The sequence below is a fragment of the Niveibacterium umoris genome, from assembly GCF_014197015.1.
In the GTDB taxonomy this organism is placed as follows: domain Bacteria; phylum Pseudomonadota; class Gammaproteobacteria; order Burkholderiales; family Rhodocyclaceae; genus Niveibacterium; species Niveibacterium umoris.
This window is the reverse complement of sequence record NZ_JACIET010000003.1, coordinates 1-22,976: the sequence shown is the minus strand read 5'-3', so window position 1 is coordinate 22,976 and position 22,976 is coordinate 1. Positions and strand designations below refer to the sequence as shown.

Here is a 22,976-nt window from a genome sequence, read left to right as displayed (position 1 = left end):
TGCTCCTTGGCTTTTGCGAGGAGACCGGGAATGTGCGGTCGAACTTACAGCACTTCGATCTTCGCCAGTCAAAGCGGTTCAACCCGGAGGCCCATCCCCCTGGAATTGCCGGTACACCTGTTCCGCGATCTCCAGCAGGCGCGCGCGCGGCGCGGCGGCAGAGAGCGCATAGCCCATGCCGTGGTCGACCCAGTAGAACACCGAAACACCGTCTTCGGTCGCGAAACGGAAGGCGGTTTCTGTGGTGGCGGCATTGCGCCGCACGTAAAGCGTCAGGCGCAGACCGGCATCGTCCTGGTACATCAGTTGTGCAACCGCGCCACCGTCGCTGCCCGGCAGCAGGCGCCCACCGACGAGCTGGAAACCGCGTCCGCTGAGGTCTGGCGCGTGAATCGGGCGGTCCAGCCGTTTCGAGAGCCAGGCGACAAGATGGGCCTGCTGATCCGCGCCGACCTCGACCGGATGCTTGACCTCCGGGGCATACAGCGCATGGGCGATGGCTGCAGCGCGGGGCAGCGCGGCGAGCGGATCCGGTTGCGGCGCAGGGCGCGGCAGGGCGTAGCCGGCCAGCACGCCCGCAACGAGACCCGCTGCGGCGGCGGCCGACAGGGCCGCCCAGGGGCGGCGGCGCGGTCGTGCGGCGGCCAGCAGCCGGGCCGGTATGGGTTCGTCGAGCACCGGATCGAAAGCGGTATGCAGCGCGTCTCGTTGCATGACCCAGGCGGCGACGGTGGCGGTCTGCACCTGATCGTCGGCGATGGCGGCGGCAACCCGGGCTGCGGCTTCGGCATCGAGCTGGCGGTCGACCCAGGCTTGCAACGTATCCGGCGAGAGCGGCGTATCGGATGTCGTCATGTCACTTGACCCGCTTCAGGGCTGGCTGCGGGAACGGGCTGCGCTCGAGCATCCGCCGCAGGCGTTCTCGCGCACGGAAGAGCCGGCTCATCACCGTTCCGACCGGGATTCCGAGCACCTCGGCAGCCTCTTCATAGCTGAACTCTTCGAGCGCAACGAGCAGCAGCACTTCGCGCTGCTCGTCGGGCAATCGGGCAAGCGCCTGCTCGAGATCGCGGCTGTCCCCCCAGCGATCCTGGAGGGCCGCGACCGGTTGATCCGGCGCGAGGTCACCGTCATCAAGAGAGTCGGCCTGCGGGCGCCGCACCTGGTTCAACCAGATCCGGTGCATCAGCGTGAATAGCCAGGCGCGCGCGCTGCCGCCGGCCCACTTCTCCCGATGCTGCAAGGCGCGCTCAAGCGTGTCCTGCACCAGATCGTCTGCACGCGCGCGATCACCGGTCAGCGCCCGGCCGTAGCGGCGCAGGCGCGGGATTTCGGCGATCAGCGTGGCGTGCGGCAGCACGGCGGGCCCGCAGACGGATCAGGGCGTTGCGATGCGCCAGACCTTGTTGAAGCCATCGCCGGTGCGATCACCGGGCTTGGCATCCTTGGCCCACAGGTAGAGCGGCTTACCCTTGTAGGCCCACTGCATCGTGCCGTCGTCACGTGTGACCAGGGTCCAGTCCCCTTGCGCGGCGGCACCCGGCGCAGCCAGCAAGGGCGGCCAGTTTGTTGCACAAGGGCCGTTGCAGACGCTCTTGCCGCTGCCCGCACTGTCCTTGTCGAAGGTGTAGAGCGTCATGCCGGCAGCGTTGGTCAGCACCCCCTCGCGGGCGCTTGCCGGGGCGGGCGGGGCCGGCGGCGTGCTTGCACAGGCGGCGAGCAACAGGGTGGCGGCGGAAAGCGTGGCAAGTGCGGTGCGCATGGCGGTGTCCTTTCGTTGGGGTGGTACCTGCCAAACACGTGGGCGCTGCGTTTTATTCCGCCCGGCTTGCAATTCTTCCCGGCTCGCGCTCAGTTGCGCGCTTGAGGCGTTTCCTGCGCGAGCCGTTCGACCGGTTTCCAGCCCCACTGCCGTTCCCAGGCCGCGCGTACCATGTTCGGGTACTCGGGGCGCCCGAGGCTACCGTTGTAGCGGCCCAGTGCGCGGTACAGATCCCCGTCTTCCATGTTCAGGTAGTGCCGCAGGATCGTGCAGCCATAGCGCAGGTTGGTGCGCAGGTGGAACAGATTCTGGTCTGACGTGCCGATCTGGCGTACCCAGAACGGCATCACCTGCATGTAGCCGCGCGCGCCGGCGGGCGAGACCGAGTACTTCTTGAAGCCGCTTTCGACCTGGATCAGACCAAGCACCAGCTGGGGGTCGAGCCCCGCGCGCTGGGCTTCGTAGTACACCGTTTTCAGGAAGTCGATCCGTTCCTTGGGATCGGGTACCCGCTTGTAGAGGCGGTCCGACATTTCACCAAGCCAGCGCACGCGCTCCATCGCGCTGGGGAAGATGGGTTCTGGCGACGCACGGTCGGCTACCGCCCCATGCAACGCTGCCCGTACGCTTGCCGACAGGTCTTCCTCGCGCTGCGCGCCCGCGAGGGCGGGCTGGGCGCAGAGCAGGGCGATCGTCGTGGCGAGGAGGGCAGGGAGGCGCTTCATACCGATATTTACGGCGCGAGTCGGGCTTTCACGAAGGCCGCGAGTTCGGCGACTGCGACTTTGGTCGCTTCCGCGTCACGTCGGCCCTGGTATTCGGCCTGGCCTTCCTTCAGGCCACGATCCGACAGCACGACGCGGTGGGGTACGCCAATCAGTTCCCAGTCGGCGAACATCGCGCCCGGCCGTTCGCCCCGGTCGTCGAGGATCACGTCGATGCCGGCAGCGGTCAGGTCGGCGTACAGCGCATCGGCGGCGACCTTCACGTCTTCCGCACGGTCGTAGCCGATCGGGCAGATCGCGACGGTGAAGGGCGCGATCGAATCCGGCCAGATGATGCCGCGTGCGTCATGGTTCTGCTCGATCGCCGCGCCCAGGATGCGGGTCACGCCGATGCCGTAGCAGCCCATTTCGAAGAACTTCGGCTTCCCGTCTTCATCGAGGAAGGTGGCGTTCATCGCCTTCGAATACTTGTTGCCGAGGTAGAACACGTGGCCGACTTCGATGCCACGCTGGATCGCGAGGGTACCCGCGCCGTCCGGCGACGCGTCACCTTCCACGACGTTGCGGATATCGGCGACCAGATCCGGTTCCGGCAGGTCACGGCCCCAATTGACGCCCGCGATGTGAAAGTCAGCCTCGTTGGCACCGGTGATGAAATCGCTCATCAGTGCGACCGTACGATCAGCGACAACCTTGACCGGTTTCTTGAGCCCGATCGGACCCAGGTAGCCCGGTTTGCAGCCGAAGTGCTCGACGATCTCGGCTTCGGTCGCGAAGCGGAAGCCATTCTTCAGACCCTCGACCTTGCCCGCCTTGACCTCGTTGAGGTCGTGGTCGCCGCGAACCAGTAGCAGCCAGACGGTGCTCTTGACGATGGCGCCGCTGTCGTCGGTTTCGTCGGTGGCCAGCACCAGCGACTTCACCGTGTTGGCGAGGGCGGTGCCAAGCAGGGCGGCCACGTCGGCGCATGCGGTCTTGCCGGGGGTCGGTACCTTGGTCATTGCCTGCGTCGGCGCGGCGCGTTCGGCGAGCAGCGGCAGGGCCTCGGCGAGTTCGATGTTGGCGGCGTACTCCGACTGCGGGCAATACACGATGGCGTCTTCGCCGGTTTCGGCGATCACCTGGAACTCGTGCGAGCGGTCACCGCCGATCGCGCCGGTGTCCGCGGCGACGGCGCGGTAGGTCAGGCCGAGACGGTCGAAAATCTTGCGGTAGGCCGCGTACATCTGCTCGTAGCTCTTGCCTGCGGATTCCACGTCGCGGTCGAAGGAGTAGGCGTCCTTCATGATGAACTCGCGGCCGCGCATCACCCCGAAACGAGGCCGGCGCTCGTCGCGGAACTTGGTCTGGATCTGGTACAGGTTCTTGGGCAGGGCGCGGTAGCTCTTCAGTTCCTGGCGCGCGATGTCGGTAACGACCTCTTCCGATGTCGGCTGGAAGGCGAATTCGCGCTCATGGCGATCCTGCAGGCGCAGCATCTCCGGACCCATCTTGTCCCAGCGGCCAGTTTCCTGCCAAAGCTCGGCGGGTTGCAGCAGCGGCATCGTCAGTTCGACGGCGCCTGCGCGGTTCATCTCCTCGCGGATGATGTTCTCGACCTTGCGGATCACCCGCAGGCCCATCGGCATGTAGTTGTAGATCCCCGCGGAGAGTTTGCGGATCATGCCCGCCCGCATCATCAGTTTGTGGCTGACGATCTCGGCGTCGGCGGGGGCTTCCTTGAGGGTCGTGATGAAGAACTGGCGTGCGCGCATGTCGAATCGCTGAATTTGGGTCAATCGCGCATTTTAGCGCACGGGCGGCCGCTTTCCTTCGTTTGCTGCATGTGGAAGAATTCGCGACAGTTCAGCTAATTTTCAGGTGGTTTTCATGCTCGACCGGGACGGTTATCGCCCCAACGTCGGCATCGTCCTGGTCAACGCGCGAAACGAGGTCTTCTGGGGAAAACGTATCCGTGAGCATTCCTGGCAATTCCCGCAAGGTGGTATCAACCACGGGGAGTCGCCTGAGCAGGCCATGTTCCGCGAGCTCTACGAGGAAGTAGGCTTGCGGCCGGAACACGTGAAGGTCCTTGGTCGCACGCGCAGTTGGCTGCGGTACGACGTTCCACGCCACTGGGTAAAGCGGGAGTGGCGAAATACTTATCGCGGGCAGAAGCAGATCTGGTTCCTGTTGCGATTGATCGGGCGCGATTCGGATGTCACCTTGCGTGCAACCGAGAAGCCGGAATTCGACGCCTGGCGTTGGGCCGGCTACTGGGTGCCGCTGGATGCGGTGATCGAGTTCAAGCGGCAGGTCTATCGACTGGCGCTCAACGAGTTGTCTGGCGTCTTGTTCCGTGGCTCACATCCACCCGAACGGCCGCCGGCCTACGTTCTCAGCGAGGCGCATCCGAGCAATCATGATTGACCGATTCATCATTGAATTTGATCGCGCGTTGCGCACGGTGTTTGCGCCCGCGCGCAGCGTGCGGCCGACGCCGGGCACCGACCAGCCCCATGCGGAGTTGTCGGAGGCAGAGAAGACCCACGTTGCCGGGCTGATGCGCGTCAATCACGTCGGGGAAATCTGCGCCCAAGCGCTCTACCAGGGGCAAGCCCTGACCTCGCGGGACCCCGCCGTGACCGCAACGTTGCGCCGGGCCGCCGACGAGGAAACCGAGCACCTTGCCTGGACCGAACTCAGGATCAAGGAACTCGGCGGGCGCAAGAGTCTGTTGAATCCCTTGTGGTACGCCGGAGCACTCTCGATAGGCGTCGTCGCAGGCAAGTTCGGCGATCGTTGGAACCTTGGATTTTTGGCCGAAACTGAACGACAAGTTGAGGCGCATCTGTCTGGCCATATGGCGCGTGTGCCACATCAGGACAGCCGTAGTCTTGCGATCCTCGAACAGATGCGCCGGGATGAGGTGGGTCATGCGGAGACCGCAGTCGTGTTGGGTGCGGCAGACTTGCCTCTCCCGGTGCGAGCAGCCATGAAACTGGCATCCGGAGTGATGACGCGGATGGCTTACTGGGTTTGACGCGGCGTCGTCGTTTTTGGATCAGCCCAACAAAAAGGCGGCCGACTGGCCGCCTTTTTGTTGGGGGTCATGAAGCCTTACTCGTCAATGACCACAAAGTCATGTGTCACTTCGGCCGTCTTGCCGAGCATGATCGAGGCCGAGCAATACTTTTCGGCAGACAAGCTGACCGCGCGCTCGACTGCTTCATGCTTCAGGGCCTTGCCACGAACCACGAAGTGATAGTGAATCCGGGTGAACACCTTCGGATCGGTTTCAGCGCGCTCCGCCGTCAGTTGCGCTTCGCATCCGGTCACCGCGTGGCGTCCTCGTTTCAGGATCGTGACGACGTCGAACGCCGAACATCCGCCTGCACCGGCCAAGAGTAGCTCCATTGGACGCGGGGCACGGTTCAGGCCCCCCGCATCGGCCGCGCCTTCCATCGTGAGCAGGTGCCCACTGCCTGTGCTGGCCAGGAAGGTGGCGCCATCCACCCACTTCACACTGCATTCCATAGCTCGTCCTTATAGTTGTTGATCCGGGAGTTTGGGCAAGTTCTTCATTCTAGCCTGCCGAGCGAATTGCTGCGGCGCAGCACAGGTTGTTGTGAAACCGCTGTACTTGAAATTTGAATGACCATTCAGTCATTAGAAAAATATCAATAAATCCAAGTCTTTAAAGCGCCATAAGCAGGGTTTATTCGAACATAAAGAGCCTCGTTCGCGAAGTGGCTCGCAACTCTTGCGTTGCACAAGTTACGTCACGCATAATCCGTTCCGTAGTGATTGATTTGGCTCCGAACGCGTGAGCCGAACCAATCCCGGGTTTGTCTCCTCCACCCTCCTCCTTTGGTGTGGACTTGGCGCAGCTCTTCGGGCTGCGTTTTTTTTTGCAGTTTCCGATCAGTGTTTGACTTTATGGGAAGTTGGCGCGTAGAATTGCCGGCTTTCCGCATTTGGGCCTTGACGGGTCCTAGAAGAAATCAAGGGACATTCTCATGAGGACGTTTTCTGCCAAGCCGCACGAAGTTACGCGTGATTGGTACGTGGTGGACGCGACCGACAAGGTTCTGGGCCGTCTTGCCTCGGAAATCGCGCGTCGCCTCCGCGGCAAGCACAAAGCCATTTACACCCCGCACGTCGACACCGGTGACTTCATTGTCGTCGTGAACGTCGAAAAGCTTCGCGTTACGGGTGACAAGGCTCTCGACAAGAAGTACTACCGTCACTCGGGTTATCCGGGCGGCATCTATGAAACAAACTTCCAGAAGCTGCAGCAGCGCTTCCCGGATCGCGTTCTGACCAAGGCCGTCAAGGGCATGCTCCCCAAGGGTCCGCTCGGCTACGCGATGCTCAAGAAGCTCAAGTGCTACGCTGGCGATACGCATCCGCACGCCGCCCAGCAGCCGAAGGCCCTCGAAATCTAACGGAGCGAAGCAATGGCGATCGCGAATCCTTACAAGTACGGCACGGGCCGCCGCAAGACTGCAGTGGCACGTGTTTTCATCAAGCCGGGCTCCGGCAACATCGTTGTGAACGGCAAGCCGGTCGACGTGTTCTTCTCGCGTGAAACCGGTCGCATGATCGTGCGTCAGCCGCTGGAAGTGACCGAGACCGTCGGCAAGTTCGACATCCTCGTGAACGTTGATGGTGGTGGCGAGTCGGGCCAGGCTGGCGCGGTGCGTCATGGCATCACCCGCGCGCTGATCGACTACGACGAGACGCTGAAGCCCGTGCTGAAGAAGGCCGGCTTTGTGACGCGCGATGCGCGTGAAGTCGAGCGTAAGAAGGTCGGTCTGCACGGCGCTCGTCGTCGCAAGCAGTTCTCGAAGCGCTGATCGCTGTATTCGCTGTTCAAACAATGGCCCGCTATGCGGGCCATTGTTATTTTCGGAGCAGCAATTTGCCCGCTCGGACGTCGTTGCAAAAGAAGAAGGGACCGCATGCGGTCCCTTCTTCTGAATGCGCTCACCGTTCGCCGCCCGACACGGCGGGCGATACATTTCAGTGCGCGGTACGCTTGTCGCGTTCGATCAACGCATAGGCGCTGTGGTTGTGGATGGACTCGAAGTTCTCGCATTCCACGGTGTAGGCGTAGATGCGCGGCTCTGCGTTAAGGCGTCCGGCAACGTCCCGGACCATGTCCTCGACGAACTTCGGGTTGTCGTAGGCGCGCTCGGTGACCCACTTTTCATCCGGGCGCTTGAGCAGGCCGAACAGTTCGCATGACGCTTCCGACTCGACGAGTTGGACGATTTCCTCGATCCAGACGCGTTCTTTGGCGAACGCGGTAACCGTGACGTGGGAGCGCTGGTTATGCGCGCCGCGATCCGAAATCTTCTTCGAGCACGGGCAAAGGCTGGTTACCGGCACCAGCACCTTCATCGTAAATTCGCATTCACCTCCCGGCTTCACCTCTCCGACAAAGGTGACTTCATAGTCCATCAGGCTTTGCACGCCGGATACCGGCGCCGCCTTGTTGATGAAGAAGGGGAAGGTCATCTCGATGTGTCCCGTCTCTGCCTCCAGGCGCTCAACCATCTCACGCAGCATCGGTTCAAAGGATTCGACCGAAATCTCATGATCGTGCCCATTGAGGATCTCGATGAAGCGCGACATGTGGGTGCCCTTGAAGTTGTGCGGCAATCCCACGTACATGCTGAACGTGGCGACGGTGTGCTGAATGCCACCGCTGCGGTCGGCAACCTTGACCGGGTGCCGGATCGACTTGATGCCGACTTTGTTGATGGCGAGTCGTCGTCGATCTTCGCTGCTCTGGACGTCGGCCATCGTGGCTGCAACGTCGGGGGTGTTCGTCGTTTCCATACGTCCTTTCCTGCCGGGCGCGCATCGGATTGGCCGGGAGGAGGCGTGGTCCTGCGAGAGCTTGGGCTGGCGCCCCGGGATCTTCGGGAGGTGGGGGCGGATGCGCCCGTAATCAAGGCGCCATCCTAACATTCCCGACTAAGTTACTAAACTATTAGGCCGATAGCGTCCATCTTGGTGCGAATGCGCGCGACGATCTGATCGGCGGTGAGTGCGATCTCTTTCATCAACTGGCCCTGATCGCCATGGTCGATGAATCGATCGGGCAGGCCCAGCCGTAGCATCGGACGGGCAATGTCCAGTTCCTCAAGCCCGCGCGCCACTTCGGAGCCTGCGCCGCCGATAACGGCGTTTTCTTCGAGCGTGACGATCAGTTCATGGGATTCGGCGACCGCGCGCAGTGTTTCCAAATCAAGCGGCTTGATGAAACGCATGTTCACTACGGTTGCATCGAGCGCATCGCCGACTTTCAGGGCGCTTGAGAGCAGGGTGCCAAAAGCGAGCAGCGCGACACGCGTGCCATTGCGTCGGATTTCGGCTTTGCCGATCGGGAGCGGCGTGAGCGCCGCGTCGGGAATTACGCCAGTGCCACTGCCACGCGGATAACGAACCGCGGTGGGGCCGTCGTGCCTGAATGCGGTGGTCAGCATCTTGCGGCACTCATCTTCGTCGGCCGGGGCCATTACCACCATATTCGGGATACAGGTGAGGAAGGAGAGGTCGTAGGCGCCGTGGTGCGTGGCGCCGTCGGCGCCCACCAGCCCTCCACGGTCAATCGCCAGCACCACCGGGAGGTTCTGCAGCGCGATGTCGTGGATGAGCTGGTCGTAGGCGCGCTGCAGAAATGTGGAATAAATCGCGACGACAGGTTTCGCGCCTTCGCAGGCGAGACCGGCGGCGAACGTTAATGCATGCTGCTCGGCGATGCCGACATCGAAGTAGCGGTCGGGGTGCTCCTGTTCGAACCGCACCAGCCCAGAGCCCTCACGCATTGCCGGCGTGATGGCCATCAACCGCGGATCTTCGTTGGCCATATCGCACAGCCAGTCGCTGAACACCTGGGTGAAGGTTTGCTTCGATCCCGTCTTCGGCGCGCCGGTCGCGATGCCTTCGGTGTGATCGAACTTCGCCACGCCGTGGTAAAGGATCGGGTCGTTCTCGGCGAGTTTGTACCCTTGGCCCTTACGGGTTATAACATGCAGGAAAAGCGGGCCCTTGAGGTCGCGCAGGTTCTGCAGCATCGGCACCAGGGCGTCGAGGTCGTGGCCGTCGATCGGGCCGAAGTAACGGAAGCCGAATTCCTCGAACAGGGTGCCCGGCATCATCATGCCCTTGACGTGTTCTTCGGTGCGTCGGGCGAACTCGAACACCGGCGGCGGCAGTTGCTCGAGGAAGCGTTTGCCGATGTCGCGGGCGCCGTTGAAGATGCGGCCGGACAGCAGGCGCGACAGATGTTTGTTGAGCGCGCCGACGGGCGGCGAAATCGACATCTCGTTGTCGTTGAGGATCACCAAGACGTCGCTTTCGGCAACGCCGGCATTGTTCAGGGCCTCAAATGCCATGCCGGCGCTCATCGCGCCGTCGCCGATCACGGCGATAGCCTTGCGTGCCTGCCCTGCGCGCTGAGCGGCAATCGCCATGCCCAGTGCGGCGGAGATCGAGGTCGACGAATGGGCGGTGCCAAAGGTGTCGTAGGGGCTCTCGCAGCGTCGCGGGAAGCCGGAGATGCCCTCGTAATGGCGCAACGTCGCCATGCCTTCGCGGCGGCCGGTGAGGACCTTGTGTCCGTAGGTCTGGTGGCCGACATCCCAGACGATGCGATCTTCAGGCGTGTTGAAGACGTAGTGCAGCGCGATGGTCAGCTCGACCGTGCCAAGGTTGGACGAGAGGTGTCCCCCGGTCTTCGAGACCGAATCGATCAAGAACCCTCGCAACTCGTCGGCCAGCGGCTGCAGCTCCTTGCGATCGAGCTTGCGCAACTCTTGCGGGCTTTCGATGCGGTCAAGCAAGGGAAAAGAGGTCATTTCAAACAGGGTCCCCAAATGGCGTGTCGGGCCGTTTCTTCAGAATGAACGGTCCACGATGTAGTCGGTGAGCTGGGTCAGACGCCCGGCGCGATCGCCGAACGCGGCAAGGTGCGAACGCGCTTCGGCGCGTAGTTCCGCGGCCAGCCTTTTTGCTTCGGGCGCGCCGAGCAAGGTGACATAGGTCGGCTTGTTGTTCGCGGCGTCCTTGCCCGCTGTCTTTCCCAGCGTGGTGGTGTCCGCTTCGGCATCCAGGATGTCATCGACTACCTGGAAGAGCAGGCCGATGGCCTTGCCGAAACGGTCGAGCGCCTGAAGTGCGTCAGGGGGGACGTCACCGCACAGCGCCCCAAGTTGCACCGACGCGCGAATCAGTGCGCCGGTCTTGTGCAGATGCATGACTTCGAGTGCTTCGCGGCTGATCGTCTGGCCGACCGATGCCAGATCGATCGCCTGCCCACCGGCCATGCCGCGCGAGCCTGAGGCGCGGGCAAGCAGGGTCACTGCTTCGAGCTGGCGGGCGGAGTCGGCCATCAGCCCCGGTTCGGCGATGACCTGGAAGGCCAGCGTTTGCAACGCGTCGCCTACGAGCAGCGCAGTGGCGTCGTCGTATTCGACATGCACGGTCGGCTTGCCGCGGCGCAGCACGTCGTCGTCCATGCACGGCATGTCGTCATGCACCAGCGAATACGCGTGGATCAACTCGACTGCGCAGGCGGCGTGTTCCAGCGCGCGGGGGCCCGCGCTGGCAAGCTCACCGGCTGCGAACACGAGGAGCGGGCGAACCCGCTTGCCGCCGCCGAGCGTTGCGTAACGCATCGCGTCATGCAGGCGCTGCGGTGCGATATGCGAGCCCGGGAGGATGCGATCGAGGGCGGCTTCGGTTGCGCTCTGGCGCTCACGCATCCAGGTGCTGAACTGGCTGTCTGTCATTGCGCGGCTTCTTCGTCTGCGTCGCCGCTGAAGGTTTCCAGCCGATCGCCCTCAAGGATGCGGATTCGCGATTCGGCATCCTTGAGCGTGCCTTCGCAAAAGCGCAGCAGTTTCGTTCCGCGTTCGTAGTGCGCCAGCGCTTGCTCGAGCGGCAGATCGGGCGATTCCATGGCGGATACGATTGCTTCGAGTTCGGACATTGCCGCCTCGAAAGACTTGGGTTTGTCGCTGGATTTGGCCATCGAGATTACGTGAGCCGTGAAGGCGTGGAGTTCCCGGGCGGGAGGGGTATCATGCCCGAGCTGAAAGACTTTTCGTAGGTCATTGGTTTAATTATACTTTGTCGCTTTTTCGCGAGCCGGCCGTGGCCGGCGGTGGAGGTAAGGTTCCCCATATGTCTCAGCGTGAACAGCTGGCGCCGGCAGTCTCGCAACTGCCCGTGTCATGGTATTTCGATGAAAAGGTCTTCGAACTGGAGAAACGCCTGATCTTCGATGCCGGACCTGGTTACGTGGGCCATGAGCTCATGGTCCCGGAAGAATCGGATTATCGCTCGATCGAGTGGATGGATCACTCGAAAATGCTGATCCGCAACCGGGATGATGTGTGGCTGATGTCCAACATCTGCCGCCATCGCCAGGCGATCATGCTGCAGGGGGCCGGCAAGGCCGAGAACGTTGTCTGCCCGATTCACCGCTGGACGTACGACAAGGAAGGCGCGTTGATCGGCGCGCCCCAGTTCCCGCAGAACCCTTGTCTGCATTTGAACAAGCAGCGCCTTGAGTCATGGCAAGGGCTGCTCTTCAAAGGGCCGCGCTCGGCAAACCAGGATCTTGCCGGCATGCAGGTCGCGGGCGAGCTGGACTTCACCGGTTATGTGCTCGACCACGTCGAGGTCCATGAGTGCAACTACAACTGGAAGACCTTCATCGAGGTGTATCTGGAGGACTACCACGTTGCGCCGTTCCACCCCGGGCTTGGCAACTTCGTTACCTGTGATGATCTGACCTGGCAGTTCGGCGACTGGTACTCGGTGCAGCGCGTCGGTATTACTTCGCTGGCGAAGGCAGGCTCGCCCAGCTACGCGAAGTGGCACAAGGCGGTGCTCGACTACTACGGCGGCGAGCTGCCCAAGCACGGTGCGATCTGGCTGACCTACTACCCGAACATCATGGTCGAGTGGTATCCGCATGTGCTGGTGGTCAGCACGCTGGTGCCGCGCGATGTCAACCGCACCACCAACATCGTCGAGTTCTACTACCCGGAAGAAATCGCTGCCTTCGAACCGGACTTCATCAAGGCCGAGCAGGCCGCCTACATGGAGACCTGCATCGAGGACGACGAGATCGGCGAGCGCATGGATCGTGGGCGCCGCGCGCTGATGGCGGAGGGGCGCAACGAAGTCGGGCCGTACCAGACGCCGATGGAAGACGGCATGCAGCACTTTCACGAGTTCTATCGCCGCGTGATGGCGCCGCATCTGGGCTGACGAACGCTTGCCCGCTAACGAAAACGCCCCGCGGATGCGGGGCGTTTGCATTTCAGCGCGCGGGTGCTCAGTAATGCGTCGGCGGATTGGCGTATTCGCGCACGATCTTCCAGGCATTGCCCTCGCGCTTGAACACCAGCGTCTTCAGCACCTTGTCCTTGTAGTCGTCCGAGCGGTAGTCCTGCGGAAAGGTCGCTTCAGCCGTGTCCTTGTCTACCCGGCGTACCGAAATCTGGCCGATATCGAGCGAGATCGGGCCGTTCTTGGCGACGTACTTGTTGCGGAACGACTTCCAGTGCTCGATCGAGCGGCCGTTTTCCGGCGTGAACGCGCTGGAGTAGAACGCAGAGTAAGCCGCGACGTCCTTGCTGGCCCATGCTTTTGCCCATGCGCGCACCGGCAGTTCGATCTCGGCGTCATTCGGTGCCGCCGGCTTCGCGTCAGCAGGTGCGGGGCTTGGTGTGCGGGGCGGCCGGTTGGCCATGGCAGCGGTCAGATCCAGCGGGCGGGCGACCACCACGTGTGCCGCGCAGGTCATGGCGGCGTCTTCCGCTTCTCCGTCACGGCGGTCTTCGTCGGGCGCCTGCTTGGCCATCGGCGCGAGGTTCAGGGCCGGAAGGATGCGGTGCGCCTGCGCGAGCAGCCGGTATTCGGCAACCAGCGCGTCGGTTTGCGTGCGCACCAGCGAACGCCGTGCTTCGAACAGCTCGTTTTCGGTGTCGAGCAAATCGAGCAGGGTGCGCTGACCGATGTCGAACTGCTGGCGATAGGCGTCTCGCGCTTTCTGCGTCGACAACGCGTGCTGTTCCAGATAGGTGATCTGCTCGCGCAGCGCTCGCACATCGTTGAGCGCGATGCCGGTTTGCTGCGCCACGTCGCGGCAGGTCTTGTCGCGGATATCGACCGCTGCGTAGTAAAGCTCCGCCGATTGCTTCACACGAGCCTGATCGGAGCCGCCGCGAAACAGGTTGTAGTTGAGCACCACTTGCGCCTGCGTCGAGCTGTAATTGCCCGGCGCGCCGTCAAGGTTACGGTCCCAGTTCTGGCCGACGCGCAGTTCCACGCTCGGCATGTAGCTGGCGCGGCGCAGGTCGGTTTCCGCCCGTGCCGCCCGCACCGACGCCACGCTTGCACGGAAGGCCGGGTTGGCACTGACGGCCTCTGCGACCGGATTGACGCTCTTCGGCAGCGCCGCAGCGACATCCGGCAGCGCGGCCAGCGTGTTGGCGGGCATCTGGCCAACGATGCGGCGATAGCGCTCGGTGACGTCATGCAGGTTCGATGTCTCGGTCAGCCAGTTTGACTGGGCGAGTGCGAGGCGGCCTGCGGCCTGTTCCAGGTCTACACGGCGCCCGACGCCAGCCTTCACCCGATCCTCGATCTGGCTGAAGACTTCGCGGTGTGTCGCCCAGTTATCACGCGCGAGTTCTTCGAGGCGGCGATAGCGGACCATGTCGGCGTAAGCTTGAGCGGCGGCCAGGGCGATGTCGTCCGAGGTGCCGAGCAGGTCGTAGTAGCGGGCCAGCTTGGTATAGCCGAGTCGTTTGACGTCGCTTGAGGTGGCGAAGCCGTCGAACAGCAGTTGCCGCAGTTCCAGGCTGGCGCCAGGGTGGTCGTACCAGTCGGTCTTCTGGCTCGGATAGCTGCGTTTTTCCTGGCCGGCAAAGGCTTGCGCGTCAAGTCGCGGCAACCAGTTGCCCTTTGCCGCCCCTTGCTCGTTTTCTGCGGCGCGCAGCGCGTGATAGCGTGCCATCACCTCGGGGTTGTGCATGATGGCTTGCTCAACGGCTTCAGGCAGGTTGCTGCTCGCGGCGGCAGCCCCCGAAACGATTGCCCCGATCAGCGCTGTGAGCAAGACAGGTTTTCCAAATTGCATGAACGAAGTGTCCTTGTTGGTATGCGCGCGTCACGCTTCTGTCGGCGTGTGCGCGAGATCTGGCGAGGATTATTCACGTAACATCAAGGAAAACAAAGGCTTGAGCCCGATTGCGTGCCTAATTTCACACATCTATCTGTGTATTTAACGGGTTTTTGCGAATTTAGCGATTCGGCATCCCGAGCCGGGTGCGTCCTGCCCGGTCGCGGCGGTCGGGCTCCGGCTGCTCGAAGGCTCTGGCAGCGAGCGAATCGATGCCGCGCATGACTTTGCCTAGGCTTCTGCAGATTCCCGCGTGTGGTAGGGCGATGCGCGCGACTGTCTGCGGCGCCGCTACGATCTGCATTGCACTTGCTGCCGGGTTGTGGTGCTGGGCCGACGATGCGGCGCTGGTGGCGCTGGCCACCAAGCGTTACGGGCAGGCTGCCGGCAATCTGGTGATGGAATGGCGAGCGCTGGTCGCAGCGGGCAAGTCCGCAAGTGGCGCCGAGACCTTGCGCCGCGTGAATGACTTTTTCAATCGACGTGTCCGTTTCGAGGACGACTCGGCCGTCTGGGGTGTGCCGGACTACTGGGCGACGCCGATCGAAATGCTGGGCAAGGGCGCGGGCGATTGCGAGGACTACACGATCGGCAAGTACTTCACGCTGCGCGAGCTTGGCGTGCCGGCCGAAAAGCTGCGCCTCATCTACGTCAAGGCACGCATCGGCGGGCCGAACAGCTCCATCACGCAGGCGCACATGGTGCTGGGTTACTACGAAACGCCGGATGCCCAGCCCTTGGTTCTTGACAACCTGATCGGCGAGATCCGCCCGGCTGCTCAGCGGCCGGACCTGGTGCCGGTGTTCAGCTTCAATGCCGAAGGCGTGTATGCCGGGGGCGCCGTCTCGTCGGTCGAACGGCTGTCGCGGTGGAAAGACCTGCTGCTCAAAATGAAGGCCGAGGGCTACACGCCCTGAGGAGAACTCATGTCATTGCTTCGACAACTCTGGATCACGGTGATTGTTGCGAGTGTGCTTGCCTGGCTGGGCAGTTTTTCAGTCAGCACGATCACGGCCCGCAACTACCTGGAACAACAACTGTTTGCGCAAAGTGCCGATGGCGCTGCGTCGCTCGCCTTGTCGATGACCCAGCACGCCAAGGACCCCGCAATGCGCGAGTTGATGGTCACCGCCTTGTTCGATTCAGGGCACTTCGAACTGGTGCGATTTTCGGACGTGACCGGCAAGACTTTGTTCGAACGGCAGCACGCCCAGGTGGAGACGGCGGCGCCGGGGTGGTTCGTGCATCTGCTGCCGATCGCGGTCAAACCCGGCGAAGCGCTGGTCAGTGATGGCTGGACGCAGGCAGGCAGGGTTACAGTCGTCGCCCACAAGCGATTCGCCTATGACGCGCTGTGGCGCGGCACCTTGCAATTGCTCGCGGTGATGGCCGTGCTGGCGGTGCTACTGGGCTGGGGCGTCACGCGCATGATGCGCTGGATCCAGCGGCCGATCGGCGAAATGGTGCAGCAGGCGACTGCAATCGGCGAGCGCCGCTTCATCACGATGCCTGAACCGCGTGTGCTGGAACTGCGCAGCGCAGTGCGTGCGCTCAACCTGATGGTCGAACAGGTCAAGGCCATGTTCGCCGAGCAGGCCAGCCGGATCGAGGATCTGCGTTCGGACGCCAACCGCGACACCATGACGGCGCTCCCCAACCGTGGATTCTTCACCGGCCGCCTGCGCAGCGAACTCGACGGTGACGACAGTGCGGCCAGCGGCGCGATCGCGCTGATCCGCCTTGCCGATCTTGCAGAGGTGAATCGACGCCTCGGTCGCGAGCGCACAGATGCGCTGATCCGCGCGACGGCGGACGTTCTGCGCGAGCTTGCCGTGCGCCAGGACGACCACCTGCTGGCTCGGCTCAATGGCGCTGACTTTGCCTGGCTGATGCCCGGCGGTGACGCCAAGCTGGCAAGCGAACTCGCATCGGCCGCGGCGCGCGGGCTCGACGCGCTGCACCGCCACGGCCACGCCGACCAGTCTCCGGTAGGCCACATCGGGGTCGCGCTGTACAAGCGCGGCGACGAACTGGGTACGGTGCTGGCGCGGGCGGATGCGGCACTGATGAGCGCGGAGAGCGGCGGGCGCAGCGAGCCGGTGGTCAATACCGACGAAGCGCCGCTGGCTGCCCGCACGCATGAAGAATGGCGCCACCTGCTGGGCAGCGCCCTGCATGCGCGTGGTTTTGCGCTGGCGACCTTTCCGGTCGTGCATGTCGATGGCCGCCCATGGCACGACGAGGCGATGATTCGCATGCGCGCCCCGGATGACGGCCCGCCCTGGACCGCCGGCCAGTTCATGCCGGCTGCCGATCGATTGGGAATCACCTGCGATCTTGACCTGCTGGCCGTCGAACTTGCGTTGCAGCGCCTGCTGACGCACAGCGGCGCCATTGCGGTGAATCTGTCTCCGATCTCGCTGCAGGACCTGCGCTTCCGCGAAGGCCTGCAGCAACTGCTCGCGGCTGCACCCGCGGCCGCGCGTCGCCTGTGGGTGGAAGTCGCCGAAGGCGGGCTGGATCACGGACTCTCGGGGCTCGCGGCAATCTCTCCGATCCTCTCGCAGTTTGGCGTCAAGCTCGGCATCGAACACTTTGGCCGGCATTTTTCTGCGATCCCGCGCCTGTACGCCCAGCGCGTGGATTACCTGAAGATCGATGGCAGCTTTGTCGCCGGCATCGAGGAAAACGCCGGCAACCAGCGTCTCGTCAAGGCGATCGCCGATGTTGCGCGCGGGCTCGACATCCAGGTCATCGCCGAGCGCGTCCACAGCGAAGCGGAATGGCACATGCTGGCCGAGCTGGGTGTGGCTGGCGTTACCGGGCCGGCAGTGAGCAAGCGCGGCCAGGCATAGGGCGGGGCGCGCTGCAACTCGGTTGCGGCGCGCTGGCGTGGCAAATGGCGGCGCCCGGGTTCGGAACGCCGCCGAGCAGAGGGTTAACGATCAGTCAGCAACTTGATCGTCAGCGGGTGGGCGCCGCCGGCGGCCGATCCAATGGCGATGGCGGTGTAGACCTTGCCTGCTTCCAGCGCGACCGATGGTGAAGTGAAGGCGGTGGTGGCCGTGCCCGCAAGGTTCAGTTTGAAGACATAGTTTCCGGCCGGCACTTCAAGGTAGCTGCTGGCGGTCTTGAACGGCACGTTGCTCAGCACTTTCGCGTCGTTCGCCAGCACATCGACGGTAGGCGCATCGGGCGATCCGTGGATCACGCGGATGCGCGCCAGGTTGGCGTTGACCGTGCGATCGTCCTCAAGCAACAGGGCTTCGATACCCGACAGGAACCCGACCGCAAACACCGAGTAGGACTTTCCTGCGCTCAGTGTCGGTGTCGCGTTGATCACCGTGGTCGCGGTGCCCGCGGCGTTTACCTTGAAGTTGCGTGCGCCGGACAGCAGGCTCAGGTAGCCCGAGTCAGCGGGGAAGGGCACGGCGGACAGTGCCTTGACGTCATCCACCAAGACGTCAACCGCCGGGGCGTCGGGTGAAGCGTGCATCACACGGACCTGGGCCGTCGCGTCGGGGATCGATAGCTTCGGCGTGTCGGCAGCGCGTGTCAGCACCAACAGACTCACTGGCGAATTGCCGCCGCTGGCGGGCACCGCCAAAGCCACCAGATCCGAGCCCGCGGCCAGCGTCACTTTGCCCGAGTCGTAGGCAACCGTCTGGGTGCCGGCAAGCGTGGCGCGGATGCGGTAGTCGCCGCCCGGGATCTGCAGCGCGTTGCTGACGGCCTTGTAAGCGGCGTTGGCCACGGCCGGGGTGGCGCTCGAGAGCGCTGCATCCGGTGCCGTCACATAGATATCCACTGCCGGCACGCCGGGCGATGCATGGCCCGCCCGCAATTTGAGTTTGCCGCTTTCCGGGGCGGTGCCGTCTTCCGCAATCACCAAGGGTTCGATTGTGCCGCCGGCGAGGCTGCCGACGGCGACGACCGTGGTGTAGCTGTTGGCGGCGAGCGTCAGCGTCGCCTTGATCACCTCCGGCGTGGTTGCTCCGGTCGGTGTGACTTTGACCTCCGGGCTGCCGGCCGCTACCTGCAGGAAGCTGCTTGCCGCGCCGTACGGCACGTTGGTGAGCGCTTTGCTGCCGCCGAGATACACGTCAACAGCCGGCGCATCGGCACTGGCGTGAACCACACGCAGGCTGGCTTTGGGCGTGGGCGGCGGAGTCGGGTCGTCGCTCCCGCAAGCGGCGAGGACGCCGATGGAAATGAGAGATGTCAGCCATGCGCGTACCAGTTTCATTGGGAGCTCTCCTTGGCGAAAAACCGGGTTTGTGAGCGGAGCGATCCGGGAGATGAGAACAATCAGTTCCCAAATCAACCTCCGTGTCACTATTTATACTAAGCAGTCACAAAATATACAAGATGGACTTTTTGTATCCGGCGCGGTATTTTTGCGCCGGTATTGGGCTAGAATTCGCGCATGGAACCGGTGGTGAACGAAAAACCCAGCTTCAAGCAGCGCCAGTTCGAGGCGCGTGAAGACGCGATCCTCGATGCCGCGCACGAATTGCTGGCGAACCGGGGTTACGATCAGACGACGGTGGACGAGGTCGCTGCTGCTGTCGGCATCGCAAAAGCAAGCCTTTACAAGCACTTCGCGTCAAAGGAGGCACTGGCGACCGCGACGATGCGGCGGATGCTCGGGCGTGTGCTTGCGTACATCGACACACTTTCGCCCGAGCTGGGGCCGGACGAGTCCTTGCGGGCGGTGCTGGAGTGGGCCTTGCGCTTGCGTCTGGCGGGCGGGTTGCCGACCCTGCCATCGAGCAACTCGGCCTTGGTGGATGCGCTGACGAAAGACGATGCTTATGTCGCGCTGGTGGTGCAACTGTCCAGCCGACTCGGCTTCTGGATCCAGTTCGCCAAAGCCACAGGCAAGCTGCGCACCGATCTGCCGGATGAAGCCATCCTGCTGTCGTTTTATGCGCGGACCTGCGATCCGACCATCGACTTTCTCAAGCGGGGCGGGGCGCTCGACGACGAGACGATCGTGCAGACGATGCTGACCTTGTTCTTCGACGGAGTCCGGACGCCGCGCATGTGAAGGCCGGGCGCGCGGTGCGCGGCGCCGGAGTTTCCGTCGCCGGTTGTGCATGAAAGAGGGCAGCGCTGATGCGCTGCCCTTTTTTGCGTTGCTGACCGAAGAGCCGCTTGCTCAATCCACGACCAGGGTCCCGTTCTTGATCAGCGTCTTCAACAATGTTGACTCGTCCCCTGCGGTGACGCCGGTTGCGGTGTAGAGATTCACGCCCTGCAAGGTGATCGTCTGGTCTTCGGCGGCGGCATTGAACGTGCCACCCGTGAAGCCACCGTTCTTGCTGATGTGCAGGATCGTGTTGGCGCCGGAAATCTGTACGTCGATGTAGTTGAGCAGATTGCTGATCTCGACGGCCGACGCGGCATTGCCTGTGTTGCCCGAACTCGTGTGTTCGCCTTGCAGCAGATCACGCAGGTCGAGCACATCGCCGCCGCCTGTGGGAACTCCGGCCGTACCGGATTGCACGTTGCTGTAGCCGCCGCCATAGGTGAAGTCGGTGATCGTGTCGGAGGCCGGCGATCCGGTCGGGCCGGCGTCGGCGAGGCGCCACGCAAACACGTCTGAACCGCTGCCCCCGGTGAGCGTGTCATTGCCGCCGCCGCCGATGATGTAGTCGTTGCCCGCGCCACCATCGATGACGTTGTTGGCGCTGTTGCCCTCGATCCGGTTGTTGGCAGCGTTACCAGTCAGATTGATGGCAAATGTGCCTTCTGCGGTCAGGTTCTCGAAGTTGGCCGCGAGTGTGAATGTGGTCACCGCCGGGTGGGCTGCGTAATACGTGCTGTCCAGGATGACCGTGTCGGTGCCTTCACTGGCGTTTTCAACCAGCGTGTCATTGCCGGTGGTAAGCCGGTAGGTGTCATCCCCGGTGCCGCCAGTCAGCGTGTTTGTGCCGGATCCACCGGTCAGGATGTCATTGCCCGCTCCGCCGTTGAGGACATCGTTCCCGGACCCGCCGTCCAGCACGTCTGCGCCGCCGTTGCCGTTGAGCGTGTCATCGCCGGCGCCGCCGGTGAGCCAGTCGCGACTCGCACCACCGGTGATCGTATTGTTCGAGGCATCGCCGTCGAGAATGCTGCCGGTGCGAAGCTGCCACGAGCCGCTGACCGCGTCATAGACGAGATCCTGGATGCGCGGATCCGTGAGTGTCGGCGCCGATTCACTGGTGAACAGCGCGGTGTTCGTCAGCCCCATCACCTGGTAGCTGGCTGCCGGGTCACCGCTGGGCTTGTACTCGATCCGCAGGCGCGAGTTGCCGCCTTGTTCCCAGTACAGCAGTTCAAAGGCCTGCAGACCGCCGTTCAGATCGCCGAGCTGCACGTTCGTGAAGATCCGCGTCGTCGGCCCCTGGTTGCCGTCGTATTCGAGCAGGGTCTGGCCGGCGACGTTGAGGCGGAAGCCATCGTCGGCGGTGACGCGGAAGTCATACGAGCCGTGCTGCACGTACATCTGGCCCGATAGCCGCACCGCCGCGTCGGTGGTTTTGCCCAGCCCCGAGGTGCCGCCGGTATTGCCGGCGCCGATCTGCACCATGCCGGTCGGCTGATCCTGATCGAGGAAGTTGCTCAGCCCACGCGTGGTCGAGCTCGCGTTGCCATCCCCGGCAGGCAGGGCGGTCCCCGGCGCGACGTTGCTGTTCGAGCCTAGCGCGGAATTGACGGTGGGGTTGAAACCGTAGTCCAGCGTCCGCGCCTTGAACGTCACATCAGCCACATTGGTCGTCGCGGTAGCGGAGGTGCCGACCAGGTTGTTCGTACCACCGCCGAGCGCGTTGCGCCCGTTGATGATGGCATACATGTCCTCAACCGAATTGAGGTTGCCCGCCACCAGGTGGTTGCCGAACGTGGCGGTGCCGTCGTCGCTGTGGGTGCGGTAGCCGGCGCCGGGCGTGGCGGATTCGTTGTAACCGTAGTACTCGCCGTTGAGGCCCGTCGCCGTCACATTCACGACTGACGGCGTACCCGCGGTAAGGTCCTGTGTGCCGGTGACGGCCACGGTCAGTGTCGTCGTCGCGGAGCCCCCATGGCCATCGCTGATCGTGTAGGTAAACAAGTCATTGACCACCTGTCCGGCGATCAGGTTCTGCACGGCCGTGCTGCCATTGTTCAGCACATAGTTGTAGGTGCCGTCATTGTTAAGCGTCAGCGTGCCGTAGGTGCCGACAACGGCCGTGCCCACAGCGCCGACCGGGGCAAGCGCCGGTGTACCGCTGGCTACGCCGGTGACCGTGAGCGAATCGGTCGCGTCGGCATCGGTATCCCTGCCCGGCGCGCTGGTGATCACGTTCCCGGTGGCAGTCAGCGTTGTGTCCTCTTTGACTGCAGCCGTGTCCGCCACGGCAACCGGCACGTCGTTGGTGCCGTTGATCGTGACGCTGATGACCTGCGAAGCCGTACCGTCGGCCGACTTCACGGTAATCGAGTCAGTCAGCGATTGACCGACGCCCAGCGACTGGATCGCGGACTGCGCGTTGTTCGCAGCGTAGGTCCAGGCACCGGTCGTGGTGTTGAAGGTGAAGGTGCCGTAGGTGCCGGCCAGCGCGGCCGGGGTCTGGAACACGGCTTCACCCGAATCCACGTCGGTCACCGCCAGGTTGCCCGACGCAGTGAGGTTGCCCGAGGTGACGGCAACGTCCTCGGTCATCGTGCCGGTGGCGGTTCCGGTGATCGCAGCGGTGTCGTTCGCGCCGGTCACGGTCACATCGATCGCCTTGGTCGCGGAGCCATCCAGACTCGTGACGGTCAGCTTGTCATGCACGATCTGGCCAGCGGTGAGTGCTTGCGTGGCCGCCTTGCTGTTGTCCAGCGCATAGGTCCACGCGCCGGTCGCGGCGTTGAAGGTGAAGGTGCCGTAGGTGCCGTTGAGCGAAGCGGGCGCGACGCCCTGGAAGGTCGATTGGCCTGCGTCGGTATCGATCACGAAGAGCGTACCTGAGGTCGTTGGGGAGCCAACGATAGCGTTGTTCACGCCGCCGGCTTCAATCACGCTTCCCGCAGCACCGCCTTGAATCACCGGTACGTCGTTGGTGCCGTTGATGGTCACCGAGATCACTTGCGAAGCGGTGCCGTCCGCGGACTTCACGGTGATCGAGTCGGTCAGCGACTGGCCTGCGCCGAGCGACTGGATCGCGGCTTGGCTGTTGTTCGCAGCGTAGGTCCACGCACCGGTCGTGGTGTTGAAGGTGAAGGTGCCGTAGGTGCCGGCCAGCGTGGCCGGGGTCTGGAACACGGCTTCACCCGAATCCACGTCGGTGAC

The 22,976-nt window shown here is 63.4% G+C and carries 21 protein-coding genes; 8 read left to right on the top strand and 13 right to left on the bottom strand.

The window, feature by feature from the left end; all coding sequences use genetic code 11:
- Window positions 1–78 precede the first annotated feature (78 nt).
- From GGR36_RS19570 to GGR36_RS19550, 5 genes are all read right to left on the bottom strand, one after another.
- Entirely contained in the window at window positions 79–855 is a 777-nt protein-coding gene (locus GGR36_RS19570; protein ID WP_183637383.1) for an anti-sigma factor family protein, read from the bottom strand.
- 1 nt (window position 856) lies between these two features.
- The gene (locus GGR36_RS19565; protein WP_183637380.1) at window positions 857–1,360 is read right to left on the bottom strand and encodes a sigma-70 family RNA polymerase sigma factor; all 504 of its coding nucleotides are present in this window, start codon (window positions 1,358–1,360) and stop codon (window positions 857–859) included.
- Between the two features lie 18 nt (window positions 1,361–1,378).
- On the bottom strand, window positions 1,379–1,762 hold the full coding sequence (locus GGR36_RS19560; RefSeq protein ID WP_183637379.1) for a COG4315 family predicted lipoprotein: 384 nt from the start codon (window positions 1,760–1,762) through the stop codon (window positions 1,379–1,381).
- A gap of 89 nt (window positions 1,763–1,851) precedes the next feature.
- Window positions 1,852–2,487, bottom strand: a complete 636-nt coding sequence (locus tag GGR36_RS19555) for a lytic transglycosylase domain-containing protein (RefSeq protein ID WP_183637377.1) — start codon at window positions 2,485–2,487, stop codon at window positions 1,852–1,854.
- A gap of 8 nt (window positions 2,488–2,495) precedes the next feature.
- Window positions 2,496–4,241, bottom strand: coding sequence for a proline--tRNA ligase (locus GGR36_RS19550; RefSeq protein ID WP_183637363.1), 1,746 nt, complete (start codon window positions 4,239–4,241; stop codon window positions 2,496–2,498).
- A 115-nt stretch (window positions 4,242–4,356) separates the two neighbouring features.
- Between GGR36_RS19550 and GGR36_RS19545 the strand changes: the two genes are divergently transcribed.
- Window positions 4,357–4,896: an RNA pyrophosphohydrolase gene (locus GGR36_RS19545; protein ID WP_183637360.1), complete on the top strand. Its 540-nt coding sequence runs from the start codon at window positions 4,357–4,359 to the stop codon at window positions 4,894–4,896.
- Window positions 4,889–5,509, top strand: a complete 621-nt coding sequence (gene coq7, locus GGR36_RS19540; protein WP_183637853.1) for a 2-polyprenyl-3-methyl-6-methoxy-1,4-benzoquinone monooxygenase — start codon at window positions 4,889–4,891, stop codon at window positions 5,507–5,509. The genes GGR36_RS19545 and coq7 overlap by 8 nt, the downstream gene beginning before the upstream one ends.
- Before the next feature lie 77 nt (window positions 5,510–5,586).
- On the opposite strand, the gene GGR36_RS19535 is transcribed toward coq7, so the two are convergent.
- Window positions 5,587–6,003, bottom strand: a complete 417-nt coding sequence (locus GGR36_RS19535; protein ID WP_183637357.1) for an OsmC family protein — start codon at window positions 6,001–6,003, stop codon at window positions 5,587–5,589.
- A 482-nt stretch (window positions 6,004–6,485) separates the two neighbouring features.
- Here GGR36_RS19535 and rplM point away from each other — a divergent pair, with 482 nt between their 5' ends.
- Together rplM and rpsI are read left to right on the top strand one after the other, a co-directional pair.
- Window positions 6,486–6,914, top strand: coding sequence for a 50S ribosomal protein L13 (gene rplM, locus GGR36_RS19530; protein ID WP_183637354.1), 429 nt, complete (start codon window positions 6,486–6,488; stop codon window positions 6,912–6,914).
- Window positions 6,915–6,932: 18 nt separating this feature from the next.
- Window positions 6,933–7,325 carry a 30S ribosomal protein S9 gene (gene rpsI, locus GGR36_RS19525; RefSeq protein WP_425576921.1) on the top strand — a complete coding sequence of 131 codons (393 nt, stop codon included), beginning with the start codon at window positions 6,933–6,935 and terminating at the stop codon, window positions 7,323–7,325.
- Window positions 7,326–7,491: 166 nt separating this feature from the next.
- On the opposite strand, the gene folE2 is transcribed toward rpsI, so the two are convergent.
- The 4 genes from folE2 to xseB form a co-directional block, all read right to left on the bottom strand.
- Window positions 7,492–8,313, bottom strand: a complete 822-nt coding sequence (gene folE2, locus GGR36_RS19520) for a GTP cyclohydrolase FolE2 (protein WP_183637348.1) — start codon at window positions 8,311–8,313, stop codon at window positions 7,492–7,494.
- Between the two features lie 146 nt (window positions 8,314–8,459).
- On the bottom strand, window positions 8,460–10,337 hold the full coding sequence (dxs, locus tag GGR36_RS19515) for a 1-deoxy-D-xylulose-5-phosphate synthase (RefSeq protein WP_183637344.1): 1,878 nt from the start codon (window positions 10,335–10,337) through the stop codon (window positions 8,460–8,462).
- Window positions 10,338–10,376: 39 nt separating this feature from the next.
- Window positions 10,377–11,270: a polyprenyl synthetase family protein gene (locus GGR36_RS19510; RefSeq protein WP_183637341.1), complete on the bottom strand. Its 894-nt coding sequence runs from the start codon at window positions 11,268–11,270 to the stop codon at window positions 10,377–10,379.
- The gene (gene xseB, locus GGR36_RS19505) at window positions 11,267–11,512 is read right to left on the bottom strand and encodes an exodeoxyribonuclease VII small subunit (protein ID WP_183637338.1); all 246 of its coding nucleotides are present in this window, start codon (window positions 11,510–11,512) and stop codon (window positions 11,267–11,269) included. Before xseB ends, GGR36_RS19510 begins: the two co-directional genes overlap by 4 nt.
- A gap of 152 nt (window positions 11,513–11,664) precedes the next feature.
- Between xseB and GGR36_RS19500 the strand changes: the two genes are divergently transcribed.
- Window positions 11,665–12,759, top strand: a complete 1,095-nt coding sequence (locus GGR36_RS19500; protein WP_183637335.1) for an aromatic ring-hydroxylating oxygenase subunit alpha — start codon at window positions 11,665–11,667, stop codon at window positions 12,757–12,759.
- 67 nt (window positions 12,760–12,826) lie between these two features.
- Here GGR36_RS19500 and GGR36_RS19495 read toward each other — a convergent pair whose 3' ends face one another.
- Window positions 12,827–14,635: a TolC family outer membrane protein gene (locus tag GGR36_RS19495; protein WP_183637333.1), complete on the bottom strand. Its 1,809-nt coding sequence runs from the start codon at window positions 14,633–14,635 to the stop codon at window positions 12,827–12,829.
- 308 nt (window positions 14,636–14,943) lie between these two features.
- Between GGR36_RS19495 and GGR36_RS19490 the strand changes: the two genes are divergently transcribed.
- A complete protein-coding gene (locus GGR36_RS19490) occupies window positions 14,944–15,594 on the top strand; it encodes a transglutaminase-like cysteine peptidase (protein WP_242533465.1) in 651 nt (216 codons plus the stop codon).
- Window positions 15,595–15,603: 9 nt separating this feature from the next.
- Window positions 15,604–17,532 (top strand): bifunctional diguanylate cyclase/phosphodiesterase, encoded by a 1,929-nt coding sequence (locus GGR36_RS19485; protein WP_183637325.1) that lies wholly within the window; start codon window positions 15,604–15,606, stop codon window positions 17,530–17,532.
- Between the two features lie 83 nt (window positions 17,533–17,615).
- Here GGR36_RS19485 and GGR36_RS19480 read toward each other — a convergent pair whose 3' ends face one another.
- Window positions 17,616–18,923 (bottom strand): DUF4397 domain-containing protein, encoded by a 1,308-nt coding sequence (locus GGR36_RS19480; protein ID WP_183637322.1) that lies wholly within the window; start codon window positions 18,921–18,923, stop codon window positions 17,616–17,618.
- A 180-nt stretch (window positions 18,924–19,103) separates the two neighbouring features.
- On the opposite strand from GGR36_RS19480, the gene GGR36_RS22165 reads away from it, so the two are divergent.
- A complete protein-coding gene (locus GGR36_RS22165) occupies window positions 19,104–19,727 on the top strand; it encodes a TetR/AcrR family transcriptional regulator (protein ID WP_183637319.1) in 624 nt (207 codons plus the stop codon).
- 111 nt (window positions 19,728–19,838) lie between these two features.
- On the opposite strand, the gene GGR36_RS19470 is transcribed toward GGR36_RS22165, so the two are convergent.
- Window positions 19,839–22,976 (bottom strand): VCBS domain-containing protein (locus tag GGR36_RS19470; RefSeq protein ID WP_183637317.1); only part of this gene is annotated, 3,138 nt, incomplete at its 5' end.